General features: G+C 35.3%; 15 protein-coding genes and 1 rRNA gene. 10 read left to right on the top strand and 6 right to left on the bottom strand.

The window, feature by feature from the left end; all coding sequences use genetic code 11:
- From rrf to EKM60_RS08360, 9 genes are all read left to right on the top strand, one after another.
- Positions 1-95 (top strand): 5S ribosomal RNA (rrf, locus tag EKM60_RS08400); the annotation flags it as partial.
- Between the two features lie 334 nt (positions 96-429).
- Positions 430-2,043 carry a helix-turn-helix domain-containing protein gene (locus tag EKM60_RS08395; protein WP_125714400.1) on the top strand — a complete coding sequence of 538 codons (1,614 nt, stop codon included), beginning with the start codon at positions 430-432 and terminating at the stop codon, positions 2,041-2,043.
- A gap of 239 nt (positions 2,044-2,282) precedes the next feature.
- A complete protein-coding gene (locus tag EKM60_RS08390) occupies positions 2,283-3,470 on the top strand; it encodes an MFS transporter (protein WP_125714398.1) in 1,188 nt (395 codons plus the stop codon).
- An 8-nt stretch (positions 3,471-3,478) separates the two neighbouring features.
- Entirely contained in the window at positions 3,479-4,384 is a 906-nt protein-coding gene (locus tag EKM60_RS08385) for an alpha/beta hydrolase (RefSeq protein ID WP_125714396.1), read from the top strand.
- A gap of 9 nt (positions 4,385-4,393) precedes the next feature.
- On the top strand, positions 4,394-4,858 hold the full coding sequence (locus tag EKM60_RS08380; RefSeq protein WP_125714394.1) for a hypothetical protein: 465 nt from the start codon (positions 4,394-4,396) through the stop codon (positions 4,856-4,858).
- On the top strand, positions 4,858-5,700 hold the full coding sequence (locus EKM60_RS08375) for a sulfite exporter TauE/SafE family protein (RefSeq protein ID WP_125714392.1): 843 nt from the start codon (positions 4,858-4,860) through the stop codon (positions 5,698-5,700). The genes EKM60_RS08380 and EKM60_RS08375 overlap by 1 nt, the downstream gene beginning before the upstream one ends.
- A complete protein-coding gene (locus EKM60_RS08370; protein ID WP_125714391.1) occupies positions 5,700-6,050 on the top strand; it encodes a DUF1634 domain-containing protein in 351 nt (116 codons plus the stop codon). The genes EKM60_RS08375 and EKM60_RS08370 overlap by 1 nt, the downstream gene beginning before the upstream one ends.
- A gap of 72 nt (positions 6,051-6,122) precedes the next feature.
- Positions 6,123-7,052: a DMT family transporter gene (locus tag EKM60_RS08365; protein ID WP_125714389.1), complete on the top strand. Its 930-nt coding sequence runs from the start codon at positions 6,123-6,125 to the stop codon at positions 7,050-7,052.
- 121 nt (positions 7,053-7,173) lie between these two features.
- Positions 7,174-8,175, top strand: a complete 1,002-nt coding sequence (locus EKM60_RS08360) for a tRNA dihydrouridine synthase (protein ID WP_125714387.1) — start codon at positions 7,174-7,176, stop codon at positions 8,173-8,175.
- Positions 8,176-8,318: 143 nt separating this feature from the next.
- On the opposite strand, the gene EKM60_RS08355 is transcribed toward EKM60_RS08360, so the two are convergent.
- From EKM60_RS08355 to nrdH, 5 genes are all read right to left on the bottom strand, one after another.
- Entirely contained in the window at positions 8,319-8,849 is a 531-nt protein-coding gene (locus tag EKM60_RS08355; RefSeq protein WP_125714385.1) for a DUF1697 domain-containing protein, read from the bottom strand.
- A gap of 112 nt (positions 8,850-8,961) precedes the next feature.
- Complete coding sequence (nrdF, locus tag EKM60_RS08350) at positions 8,962-9,963, bottom strand: class 1b ribonucleoside-diphosphate reductase subunit beta (protein ID WP_125714383.1); 1,002 nt, start codon at positions 9,961-9,963, stop codon at positions 8,962-8,964.
- A gap of 13 nt (positions 9,964-9,976) precedes the next feature.
- Positions 9,977-12,142, bottom strand: coding sequence for a class 1b ribonucleoside-diphosphate reductase subunit alpha (nrdE, locus tag EKM60_RS08345; protein ID WP_125714381.1), 2,166 nt, complete (start codon positions 12,140-12,142; stop codon positions 9,977-9,979).
- Positions 12,129-12,503, bottom strand: a complete 375-nt coding sequence (nrdI, locus tag EKM60_RS08340; protein ID WP_125714379.1) for a class Ib ribonucleoside-diphosphate reductase assembly flavoprotein NrdI — start codon at positions 12,501-12,503, stop codon at positions 12,129-12,131. Before nrdI ends, nrdE begins: the two co-directional genes overlap by 14 nt.
- A complete protein-coding gene (nrdH, locus tag EKM60_RS08335; RefSeq protein ID WP_125714377.1) occupies positions 12,503-12,733 on the bottom strand; it encodes a glutaredoxin-like protein NrdH in 231 nt (76 codons plus the stop codon). The genes nrdI and nrdH overlap by 1 nt, the downstream gene beginning before the upstream one ends.
- A gap of 260 nt (positions 12,734-12,993) precedes the next feature.
- Here nrdH and EKM60_RS08330 point away from each other — a divergent pair, with 260 nt between their 5' ends.
- A complete protein-coding gene (locus EKM60_RS08330; protein WP_125714375.1) occupies positions 12,994-13,623 on the top strand; it encodes an LVIS_2131 family protein in 630 nt (209 codons plus the stop codon).
- Between the two features lie 40 nt (positions 13,624-13,663).
- Here EKM60_RS08330 and EKM60_RS08325 read toward each other — a convergent pair whose 3' ends face one another.
- On the bottom strand, positions 13,664-13,873 hold the full coding sequence (locus tag EKM60_RS08325) for a DUF2187 family protein (protein WP_125714373.1): 210 nt from the start codon (positions 13,871-13,873) through the stop codon (positions 13,664-13,666).
- Positions 13,874-13,931 lie beyond the last annotated feature (58 nt).

The following is a 13,931-nucleotide window of genomic DNA, read 5'->3' as shown; positions in this document are numbered from 1 at the left end:
ATACACCTGTTCCCATGCCGAACACAGAAGTTAAGCTTCTTAACGCCGAAAGTAGTTGGTGGGAAACTACCCGCGAGGATAGGTAGTTGCCACGCAATTCTAAAAGGAAGGACAAACGTCCTTCCTTTTTTTTGCCCTCTTTTTGGATTTTTTATATTCTTTGTTTATAATTATTATATAATGATTAAAAAAGACTATACATATTGAACATAAAGCGTAAAATAACTTATTAGATATGTTATATTTAATATTCTTTTAATACTATTAAATGTGTGTGTTATAAATGCTGTTTTAACGGTCATACTGCCTAATAAAAAATTAAAACCCATCTGAGTATTAATTCTTTTAGTGGGCATAATGAAGGTAATGCTAATAAAAAAATAGTGTGTTTTTTACTATAATATAATAACAACTACGGGGGTGAACATTTTGGATAGTTTTACTGACTTATTTTTATCAAAATCCGAAATTGAAAAAATTCAATTATTTAATAAGATCAGACTTATAAGAACCAGTCAACTGGCAAGCGCCGATCTGATCGGAACATACCGAAATAGACATGTAGTGGTGAAGGATATAAATCTTCGTAAGGCCGCTTACCAAATGAATAAGAGTTACGGAAGCGTTTATAATACGTTTTTAGGCATACAGGAAGACTTTAAAGAAATTCTTGGTAAAGATGATTATGAAGTAGAAGAAATGTTTACTGTTACTCGTGATGCCTATCATTCCTACTTGACTACGAATTCTGATGGTTATAAGTTTATGGACTCGATCGTTAAGGGTACAGAAACTTCATTCAAACATTTCTATACTAGTATGAATAGTAGTAAAGCAACTGTTTTACGTCACTTGAAGCCAGTAAGAAGTTATCTAAAGCGTTTTGGTGTTCGTATCGCCTATGAACCTATGCGCTTTGTTGGAGACGAAGAAGCTATTCGTTTGTCGATTGCTGCCCTATATTGGAATGCAACTCGTGGATATGTTTGGCCTTTTGAGGACTTTACTCAGGAAACTGCTTTTAAAGTCGTTGATATTGCACTAGATAAATATCGTATGAAGACAATTAATCATATTACTAAATTATTCTACGCTTATGTAGTTATGGCTCATTTGTATAGAATTATTGACGGTAACCATATGCAAAATATGGATGCTTTGAATGTGATCAATTATCCATTCCCTAATATTTTTGAAGGTGCCAGTCCAATGCTTGAAGGGGATACTGGTAACGAGAGAGTTCGTGAATTGAAACGGGCAATCAAAGAAGATGTTAGTTACGAGGAGCAAATGTTCCAATCAGCTGACTTCTATATTCTTTTGATGTGTGTTCCTACTACATTTGAAGTTTCGAGTGAGTATTTACAGACTGTTTCTAAACAATTAGTAAGATATAATCCTTTATTTGCTAATTTTATTGATGATTTCTTGGATTTGATTCCAATTGATGTTGAGCAAACTGTTTCAGAATTAGCTTTATCACATAAAGAGTTCTTACGTTATAAGTATAATTTAACTACTTGTATCATTGGCGTTTTGGCTCTTGACCACAAGTATATTGAGATTTTGAATTTATTCTCTGGTTTTGGTGACGCTGTAAGTAAAATTAAAGATGAGAATCTTGAAAGTAAAGTAGAGTCAACGGTTCAACACTTAATGTTGCGTGATAAATATAATTCTTTGAAGGGGAAATCTAAACTTATTTCAGAGGCACTCTACTCGATTGCTTACAGATTTTTCTCTCTATATAATAAGAATCTAAAAGTTAAGATTTATCTTGAGCTTGAATCTTTCTTCCTAGTTTATTCTGATCTTTCAGTAACACTTCAGTCTTTACCATATGCTAAGATTGTTAGTGACTCTAAGGATGCAGATATTGTTGTTACTGCTAATAGTGCTGATCTTCCTGAAGACCAGATGAAGAAAGACGCCTGTGTTTATCGTTGGATGTACAACGGTGTTGATGGTCAAATGGGTGGATTACTTAATTTGATTTATAAAATTTGGACAGAAGAAAAGGTAGAACAAAACCCAGATCTTTAAGTTGTTGCTGTTGCAACTGGGCAAATAATATATTATGATGGTGAATGTGCGATGAGTCGAGAGCCGCCGAATTTGGACGGCACTTGTGGTAGGATATCATGCACCACTCACCGTATTGTGAGCGATATCTTCAGTAGTCGTGTGAACCGACATACTGATTGCTCGTATAGAGTACTACCGTTAGCCATGGTGAAAACCATGGCTTTTTTTATGAAAAATTTTAAGAAGAGGTGAGAGATATGAAGTCACAAAGAAGATGGCTATTGATTTTGAATATGACTTTTAACATGGTGATGGGATTTATATTACCTGTTAATACGATTTTTATTCATAAAAATCTGCATGAGCCACTTACTACTGCCGGTTTTGCGTTGATGATCTATTCTATTTTGATGATGGTCGGTAATGCGCTGGGCGGGGTTATGTTTGATAGATTTTCTAAGCGTTGGACTTTATATATAGGATATTTTATTTCGGTATTCTCGTTGATTGTCATGTCTTTTCACCATATATGGCCATCATATGTCGTATACTTGATCCTATTGGGATTCGGTATGGGAATCTCCTATACTGCTATCAATGCCTATACGGCTCTGGCAGCGGAGCAGATGGTTGGAGATAGTCGAATTATTTTCAATAATATGTATTTGGCGGCAAACTTAGGCATAGCAATCGGTTCAACTGCGGTCGGATTCATCTTTAATGCTAGTATCTTTTTGACCTTTTTTATTCCCGTACTTATTTTTATTTTATGTATAATTATTTTGGCATTTAAAGCTAATATTTTTGAGGAACAAAATGAGCATAAAGCAAGCTCTGGACATTCTGTTACTGATGATGTTGAGGATCCACGTATTAAAATTGGTTTCCGCAGATTTAGATTAAATATTATTATTCTCTGTATAGCTATTTTGATTGTTTGGATCGGATACTCACAATGGGATAGTAATATGTCCGTCTATATGCTTAATAAGGGCTTTACTACCCGTGAATATGGTTTAACATTTACAATCAATGCGGGTTCATTATTGATTATTCAACCATTAATGAATCGTGTGGTTTCAAAAATATTTAAATATTTAAAGACACAATTACTCTTGGGAATTTCTATTATGGGGTTATCATTTTTGATTTTGCCAACTGCTAAAACTTATATGGCATTCGTTATTAGTATGTTGATCGTTACGGTAGGTGAATCAATGGTCTTTCCAACGATCCCGGCTTTATTGAGTAAATTTTCAACTAATAAAAATCGTGGGACATTTCAAAGCTTCTATAGTATGTTTGGTTCTTTAGGTAGAGCTTTAGGACCTTATGTTGGTAGTTTAGTAGTTACTTGGTTGACTTTTGGGCACATGTTCTATGCAATTACGATAATGATGTTATTAATTGCTGCAACGATGACGGGTATTAAAGAATTAGAATAGGAGTATCCATGATACTAATTATTTCTGTATTAATATTGTTGTTATTGATCATGCTAGTATTGAATGCTTTCTTTTTGTATATTCAAAAAAGGGGATCGAGTGCATTAGGTTCAAATCCTCCTGATATAAAAAGAGATCCAGGATTAGATGATAAGACAGCTGAATTCATAAAAGTAGAAAAATCAGAATGGAAAATTAATTCAAAATTTAACCAGAATGAACTCTATGCTTGGTTTACAGAAGCAAAAAAACCTACGGATACGACGGTTATATTAGTTCATGGTTTTGCAGTCGATCACAGTTCATTGAATATTCATGCTCAATTATTTTATAATTTAGGTTATAATATCTTGCAGATTGACAATCAGGCTGCTGGTAAAAGTTCGGGAAAATATATGGGCTATGGTTATATCGAAAGTCTTGATTTGATCGATTGGATAGATGAATTAAAGAGTAGACGTCCGCATGAAGAAATTATTTTATTTGGTGCATCTATGGGAGCCGCCACGGTTATGCTGACGAGTCCCAAGGTATCCGGTAAGGTCAAAGCAATTATTGAGGATTCCGGATATACTAGTACCAAGGATATTTTGTCGTATCATGCACAGAATATGTATCACATCAAAGGCCGTTTGTTGATCAATGGTATATCGCTTGTCTCTAAGATACGGGCAGGATTTTTTTATGGACAGTCGGATTGTATGAAAGCATTAGAGCATAATAAAATTCCGATGCTGTTTATGCATGGCCAAAACGATTTTACAGTTCCGTTCTCAATGGAAGAAAAGTTATACACCTGTGGACAATTTTATAAAGGAAAATATATCAGTCAGGGTGTGCATATTCGTAGCTACTATATCGATTCAGTTAATTATCAAAAAGCTGTGGAAAAGTTTTTACGGCATGATCAATAGGAGAATATTATGAAAATAAACGTTAAAGATTTTATGGAAAAAGTTCAAGAAGGCGAATTCAAACAAGATCATTATGAGATCAGTAAAGATGATCTTTTACAAGCTGATACTTGGGTCTTGGAGCAGGCTAAAACTCAATTGGATAAAGATGAGTTATCACAAGTTATGATCCATGCGGCAGATGCTGAATTTGATATTGATTTTTACTTAGAAACGGGAATTATCAATCTACCGTTTGATGATGCAAAGAAAGTTACTCACTTCTTCGATGATGATGCTGAAGCGGAAACTAAACTTTATCTTTCAACGAGATGTGATTATTTGAACGCCTCGAAGTTTCATATTGATTTAATTTCAGAAAATAAGCTAGAAAATGATGAAATCAAAAAGACTTTAGATATAATGAAAGAGAACTATCAAACTAGTTTAGAAAACTTCAATAAGAAGGATGAATCAGAAACCGAGGAAAAGTAATGAATTCAATGTTACTGATATTATTAATGGGATTATTTGCCGGAGGTCTGGGAGCAATTCTAGGTATCGGTGGTGGAATGATCATTACGCCGATTTTGACTATTATGATGGGATTAGATATCAAATATGCGATCGGTGCAAGTATTATATCTGTTATTGCCACGAGTTCCGGCTCGACTATTGCCTATTTAAAAGACGATATGCTGAATCTTCGTGTAGCGATGTTTTTGGAAATAGCGACGACCGTTGGGGCAATCATGGGTGCTCTGTTGGTAGGACTGTTCTCTAGTTCGTTTTTGTATGTATTGTTTGGATTTTTCCTACTCTATTCGACTTATAATATGATTCGTAAGTTGATGGATAAAAAGGGTGAGAATGTCTACACAGGTCATGATCCTATAGTAGATAAGTTGAATTTAGCAAACACTTACTATGATAAGTCGGAACAAAAGCAAGTTGATTATTCAATGAAGAATGTTCCAGGTGGTTTTATTATGATGTGGGCCGCTGGTTTAGCTAGTGGTTTGTTGGGTATTGGTAGTGGTGCTTTCAAAGTTATCGCTATGGATACGATCATGAAAATGCCGTTAAAACCTTCGAGTGCTACTAGTAATTTAATGATGGGTGTAACTGCAGCTGCTAGTGCTACAGTTTACTTCTTTAACGGTTCTATCAGACCGGATATTGCTGGACCTTTGGCGATTGGTGTTTTGATTGGTGCTACGGTCGGTGCCAGAATTATGCAAGTACTCAAACCAAAAATTATTCGAATGATTTTTATCCCAATTATTTTGTATATGGGTGTTCAAATGGTTCTTAAAGGATTTGGGGTGAACCTCTAATGCATGAAGAAATGCGAAAAGTTGAATTAATTATCGGTAAGATATTACGGATTGGGGTTGTCACTTCGGCAATTGTGATCGTTATTGGAATCATGCTTTATTTCCTAAATGGCAGTGGTTATACAGGAAACTTTCCAACTAGATTCAGTACTATTTTAAATGGTATTGTTGCTGGTAAATCCTATGCGATCATTATGCTGGGAATATTTTTATTGATCTTAACACCAGTATTGCGAGTGGTTGTTTCGATATATGCGTTTTACAAAGAAAAAGATACGATGTATGTGGTAATTACGACGATTGTTCTAGTAATTTTAATTATCGCTATGTTACTTGGATATAGAAGTTAATAAAAAGCTTGCCAATTTACATTTGGCAAGCTTTTTTGAGTACAATGAAATGAATATGAGAGGGATGATTAAATGTTAGCTATTATGATCGGATTAGTTATTGGGATAGGACTTCCTATTCAGACCAGTATTAATTCTCGCTTGAAAGTTTCCTTAGGCTCGCCTTTTTTGGCATCATTGACGTCGTTTACGGTTGGGACAATACTGCTTGCTATCATAACCCTAATAGCAGATCACAGTTTATTCTTCCCACTAAAAATGTTTACGGAACAGCCGGTTTGGTTATGGATCGGTGGTATTTTTGGAGTTACATATTTAACAGCTAATATTCTGCTATTTCCAAAATTAGGTAGTGTTCAGACAGTTATAATGCCGGTTTTAGGACAAATAATTATGGGACTGATCGTGGATAATTTTGGTCTATTTTATTCTCTAAAAGATCCGCTAACTTTGATCAGGATCTTGGGAGCAATTTTAGTTCTACTTGGAGTTATTGGAGCTGTGTCGATCAATGAATTGATCAGTAAAAGGCACCATAAAATGGATAGCGAGAGTTCTGGATTGTTTATTTGGAGATTATTTGGCATTATTGCAGGGATGTTAAGTGCGGCTCAGGCGGCGATTAATGGACATTTGGGAGCTATATTGCATTCCACAGTTAAGGCTGCATTTTTCTCCTTTTTGATCGGGACACTTTGTATTTTAGTGATCGTTATAATCACGCGTCCCAAATTACAGATGATTAAGTCTGAAAAGGGTAATCCTTGGTGGATGTGGATTGGTGGCATTATTGGTGCTTTGTATATTTTAGGTAATGTATATCTGGTTCCAATTGTGGGGACAGGCTTATCAGTTGTTATTATTTTGTTGGGTCTGATGATCGGTAGTTTAATGATCGATCAATTTGGAATTTTAGAATCAAAGAAAAATCCTATCACCCTAGCCCAAATTATCAGTTTGTTAGTTATGATTTGTGGAGTTGTGATAATCAGATTATTTTAAAGCTAAAAAGATAGCATCAATAACGGAAGTGCCATACAATTATTAGACGTGATAATAAAAGTAGGCTACTTATTTTTGCCTAAATGTAGTATTGAATTAAAAGAATTCAGGAGATGAGAGTGTGACCAATTCAGGATACTGGAATAATATTATTAAAAAAGCTAAATCGGAAGATCGCCCATTTTTTAGTCTGGCACCGATGGAGGCTGTGACCGGATCAGTTTTCCGTCGAGTAGTAGCTAAGGCAGCTGCTCCAGATATTTTTTATACCGAATTTACCAATGCGTTAAGTATCACACATCCAATTGCCAAAAAAGCTACCAAAGGACGGCTGTATATTGATCCAGCAGAGGCTCCTAAACCTATCGTCCAACTATGGGGTAGTAACGAAGATGATTTTGCCAAAGCTGTTGTGGAAGTTAAGAAAGACGGATACGAAGCTATTGATTTAAACATGGGCTGTCCAGATATTGCAGTTATTAAAAATCATAGTGGAAGTGATTTGATCCGCCATTTTGACACGGCACAAAGAGTTATCGATGGTGCTCGTAGAACTGATCTTCCTGTAACTATTAAAACGAGAATTGGTTACAGTGAAGTTGATGAATATAAAGAATGGATCCCGTTTTTATTGAAGCAAAAAGCTCCAGTTTTGACGGTACACTTGCGTACTCGTGAAGAGATGAGTAAAGTTCCGGCTCATTATGAGTTGATAGATGACATTGCTCGAATGCGTGATGAAATAGCTCCGGATACTTTATTACAAATAAATGGCGATATTGCTGATTATCAAGCAGGAATGAAGTTAGCAAAAGAACATTCTGGTATCGATGGAATTATGATCGGACGAGGAATTTTCAGTAATCCATTTGCTTTTGAAAAAATCCCTCATGAGCATTCAAGTGAAGAGTTATTGAGTTTATTGAGGTATCAGCTCGATTTGTATGATGAGTTTGTTGCTAAAGGTATTCCCGGACACTTTGCTCCACTACAACGATTCTTTAAGATTTATGTTCGAGGGATGAAGCATGCTGCAGAGATTCGTAATGACTTGATGTCCACGAAAACGACCGATGATGCTAGAGCAGTTATTACTAAAATTGAGTCTGGTGGTTATTTATAAATTTGGATTTTTAAGAATCTGGCATTAACCTAATTGGTGTCAATTGTAGTATTACGTCTGATCACTTAAATGTGATCAGACGTTTTTTGTTACATATGATTCTCTAAACCTACCCTGCATTTACATTGTCTCTTTGTCGTAATTTAGAATAAAGTCAATAGTTTAGTAGTTGTGTTAAAATTTCTGGCACTGGTTTGTTTGTAGAAATCTGTTCCCATTATTTTTGAGTAAAAGGATTTACTGAAGTTTATTTTTAAAGTTGAGGTCCAAAAAATAGTGTTTTTCGTGATTTTTACTTGATCGTATTCAGTTAATTTCGTTGATAGCCACTCGTCCCATTTGGCGTCATAAGAATTCAATTTGAAGAGGGCATTATGGCGTAATGTTTTGTCATGTCCCCACCATTCTGGTGCTTGTTCTAGGTCAGTTTTATATTCAGATTCGGACAGGACTCGAAAGTCGATTGGGAAATCGAAATTGGATGATAATATGTCAGCTACCTGGGATTCTACTTTTCCTAAAGGTAGTCCAGACGTTATGAATAGGTTGCCACTGTTGATGTATGTGTGTACATCGTTGTACCCGGCGGAGGTGAACTCGTCTCGGAGCAGTTGCATAGGGACTTTATTGTTTCCACCAACGTTTATTCCACGGAACAATACTAAATATTTCATTTTTTCCTCACAAAATTTCTACCAATTATGGAATGATGTTCTTTTTTATAAATTGTATATAAAAATAGAGTTGAAGGCAAAGTGCCCATCAACTCTATTTTTAAAATGACCGTTATTTTTTTAGTTTGTTAATTAACGAATTACCATCTTTTAGGCCAATATCATAATCGGAATCTTTCATAGCTTCAACTTTACCCATAAGATAACCATTACCTACTTGTGAGAAGAAATCATGGTTGCTGGTACCAGTTGAAATACCATTCATAACGATTGGATTAACGTCTTCAGCATTTCCATCTGGGAAGAGAGGACTTTGTCCAAGATTCATCAAAGCCTTATTAGCGTTATATCTCAAGAAGACCATAACTTCATCGACCCAGCCAACTTCTTCATAAAGTGACTTAGTGTATTGTTCTTCATTATCATAAAGTTGATATAAGAAGTCATACATCCAGTCACGCATTTTATCCTGTTCATCAGAGTCGAGTTCGTTAAATCCTAACTGGAATTTGTAACCAATGTAAGTACCATGAACTGATTCATCACGAATGATCAATTTAATGATTTCCGCCACATTGGCTAACTTATTATTACCTAAATAATAAAGAGGTGTGTAAAAACCAGAATAGAATAAGAAGCTTTCTAGGAAAACACTGGCAACTTTTTTCTCTAAAGATGTACCGTTTTGGTAAACATCATTAATGAACTTGGCCTTCTTTTGAAGGTGTTCATTATGATCTGTCCATTCGAAAATTTCTTCAATTTCTTCGGCACTGTTCAAAGTACTGAAAATTGATGAATAACTTTTAGCATGGACTGATTCCATGAATTGGATGTTATTAAAAACAGCCGTCTCTGCTTGAGTACGAACGTTTTTGAGCATAGCTTGGATACCATCTTGAGATTGTAGAGTATCAAGTAGAGTCAAGCCACCAAAGACGTGTCCGACAACAGTTTGTTCTGGTTTGCTTAGAGTACGCCAATCATCTAAATCGTTGGATAAAGGTATACGTGTATCTAGCCAGAACTGAGAAGTCAACTTTTCCCACGTAGCTTTATCTACGACATCCTCAATTTTATTCCAATTCATGGCTTTATAATACGTATCAACCATTGAAAAATTCCTCCTAAATTGAGCAGCTTTCACATTCATTGCTGCCGATTTCATCATTATTCTCTGTAAATGTTCTGACGTAATATAGAGATTTGATGCCCTTATAGTAGGCATAATTACGTAAAATACTTAAATCACGCGTCGTTTGTTTAGAATCAGTTTTCCACTCGTAGATTCCTTCTGGAATTTCTGAACGCATGAATAATGTCAAACTCATACCTTGATCGACATGTTCTTGGGCTGACGCATAAATATCAATAACCTTACGCATGTCAGTATCATAGGCGGATTTATAAAATTTGATTGTTTCGTTATCTAGTAATGGAGCTGGGAAATAGAGTTTTCCGTTCTTTTTCTCTTGTCTTTCTTCAACTAGACGAGTGACAGGCTGTAAGCTGGCACTTGTATTATTGATATAAGAAATTGATCCATTAGGGGCAACTGCCAAACGATAAGCGTTGTATAAACCAGACTCCATCACGTTATCTTTTAGTTTAGACCATTCAGCTGGTCCAGGAATATCAATTCCGGCAAATAGTTTTTTCACAAGTTCGGATTTTGGCGCAAAACTAGTATTTGTGTACTTATCAAAGTATGATCCATTTGCATAATCTGACTTATCAAAGTTATAAAATGTTTCGTTGCGTTCTTTAGCAATTTCGTTACTTTCAACCAAAGTCCAGTAATTTAATAGCATAAAGTAAACACCGATAAACTCGATTGATTCATCTGAGCCATATTCAATATGTTGGCTGGCTAAATAAGTGTGTAATCCCATAGCCCCTAAACCGATGGAATGATTAAGCTTATTGCCATTGGCAACTGAAGGTACTGCTTTGATGTTTGAAACATCACTAACGTAAGTCAAAGCACGAGTCATAGCGCGGATCGACTTACCGAAGTCCGGTGTTTTCATCATATTATAAATATTTGTTGAACCAAGGTTACAGCTAACGTCAGTACCCATTTTGACATACTCTTGAGCATCGTTGATCTCTGAAGGAGTTTGTACTTGTTGGATCTCGGTACAAAGATTACTCATGATAACCTTACCGTCGATCGGATTATCGCGATTAACAGTATCAATGTTTAGAACATATGGATAACCAGATTCTTGTTGCAACTTACTGATTTCATCTTCTAATTCACGAGCATTGATCTTGTATTTTTTGATACGTGGGTCAGCGACCATATTGTCATATTCTTTAGTGATATCAATATATGAGAAAGGCTTGTTGTAAACTCTCTCAACGGAATATGGACTGAATAGATACATATCGGAATCATTTCTGACCAACTCATAATACTTATCAGGTACGATAACACCTAAAGAAAGTGTCTTAACACGGATCTTTTCATCAGCGTTTTCTTTTTTAGCAGAAAGAAAGTCGATAATATCAGGATGGAATACGTTCAAGTAAACAGCACCAGCACCTTGTCTTTGACCAAGTTGATTACTGTAACTGAAACTGTCTTCTAGTAATTTCATAACTGGTAGGACACCGGATGACGAATTGGCAACACCTTTGATCGGTGAACCTGATTCACGCAAGTTTGAAAGAGTGATACCAACACCACCACCGATTCGTGACAGTTGAAGGGCGCTGTTGATCGTACGTCCGATACTGTTCATATCATCAGTAACTTGTAATAGGAAACAAGATACGTATTCACCGCGGCGTTTTCTACCAGCATTTAAAAATGAAGGTGTAGCCGGTTGGTAACGTTGTTCGATCATTTCGATAGCTAGAGTTTGAGCTAAAGCTTGGTCGCCATGAGCATATAAAAGGGCATTAAAAAGAATTCTCATTTCATAGTTTTCTAAATATAGATCACCATCATCGGTTTTGAGAATGTATTGGTTAAAAAGCTTGTAGGCGGCCATGAATGATTTAAATTGAAAGTGCTTATCAAGTAATTTTTGATAAAGTTTTTCGATGAAATCAAAGGGGTATTCACTGATTACTTCTTTTTCGATGAAATTATTATCGATCAAATAGTCGATATGTTCCTTGAAGGAAGCAAACTTTTTAGTATTGGGTTCAACATTTTCGCTGAAGAAAGCTTTGATAGCTTCTTGATCCTTATTTAAAGGAATCTTTCCGTCTACGGGGATGTTGATCTCATTATTTAATTTAAAGTAAGTTACTTTAGTTACATCTAGATTATTTAGTCCCAAGGTCAGTCACTACTTTCTTAAAATTTTCTACGTCTTTATTGGTGCCATTAAATTCAAACTCGAAAACAACTGGGACGTCTAGTCCAGTAGCTATATCTCTTGCCGTGTGGTTATACAGAGTGTTAAAATTCCGATTACCGCCGCCAGCGACAGCGATACAATTGCTTTTGTTAGTCTTGTATTGAAGAAAATCGACTACTGAATCCATCATATCATCATCGTAAGCAGGGACAATAAGAACAAATTGCCGACCCATTTCGTGGAATGGATCGGCATCGTTTATTTCATATCCTTTAAGACCAAGCTTATTTACAAAGCGTCTTGTTTGGCCAGTAATTGAGTAAAAGGCGATGTCGACCATTAGCCTACAAGTTCCTTTAAACTGTCTGGACGAAAGCCCACGATAGGGTCATTATTGTCTTGCATAACGATCGGCACACTCTTGAAACCTTGTTGTTTTAGGAAGTCTAAATACTTTGGATCTTGATTGATGTTTCTTTCTTCAAAGTTAACGTTATGTTCACTGAGAAATCTCTTTGTCATCTTGCATTGCATGCAGTTATTTTTGCTATATACGACTACGTTATTCATGTTCTGATACCTCTTTTTGATGTTAATGTCATGCTCTAGTATAAAACATTTGTTCTACTTAACACAACATATTGTTACTGAAATTTTAATAATATACTATATGATGTATGTTAAAACTATGCGGTGATATTGCTTTTAGATAAGCTCTCGTTTTTATATAATTGTTCTAAATCGTGGTAAAATTACCGTAATGACTATTATAGGTTTATTAGTTAAAATTGAAAGTACTTCAGACAATTAATTTTAGTTGGGAGAAAATTATGAGTTCTTGGAATTTAATAGGGATCATTGCATGGATTATTGTCATTGCCTTGCTAGTTTGGGTCGTTTTCAATATAAGAAATCGACATCTAAAACTCTTGGTAGTAAAAAAAGAAAAAATCACTTGGAAAACAGTTTTGACTGACTTAATTGAAATTATTGTCGTTATTGCAGCCGTCGTAGGGATGCTTTATGCTTGTCTATTTTCAAATGCTGATTTAAGTAGTAAAGAAGATATTTCAATGTCTTACAAATATGAACCGATGATCATTCAAACAACCGATGATGGTCAAGGTTACTATGTAAAAATCAGTAAAGGTAATTCTCATGGGAATAATGATGTTTACCAATACTGGGTAAATAATTCTACTTATAATGTTTCCAGTCGAGATGCTACAGTTTCTGATGCTACATTGCCATTTAATGTTTCAGGTGTGCGTATCAGTTGGCCCGTAAATAAGTTTAAGGAGATGGATGATAAGTATCAATCTGCTTATGTAATAACGGCCCAAGCTAAATATAAGAAGAACTTTGTCAATGGACTAGGTCTAAAGGCAGGTCGATTGGCAACAGAATACCGAGTATTAAGAGTGCCCGCACGTTCGTTTATTACCGTCAGTCACAAATAAAAAAAGAGGGAGTATCGTCAAACGATACTCCCTCTATTGCTTACTTGATCTTCTTCATTTTCTTGATACTTACAACGATTTTATTATTTAGTTCCATTTTATTGGAATTATCTTTAGGATCATTTTCAGTAATTTCCATCAAAGCAGAATGTTCGTAAATCTTTTCGACTTTTCCCTTGAATGGATGATCCATGTCCTCATCTACTTTACATTCGTAAATGTCGCCGACTTTCAAATCTTCTATTTTCATGTACGAGATCTCCTAAATTTTTACTTAACAGCATAGTATATTAATATAGTAGAATAGA

The organism is Companilactobacillus kedongensis (assembly GCF_003946625.1).
GTDB lineage: Bacteria > Bacillota > Bacilli > Lactobacillales > Lactobacillaceae > Companilactobacillus > Companilactobacillus kedongensis.
Note: the sequence above shows the minus strand (reverse complement) of the source record. Positions and strands in the feature narration are given on the sequence as shown.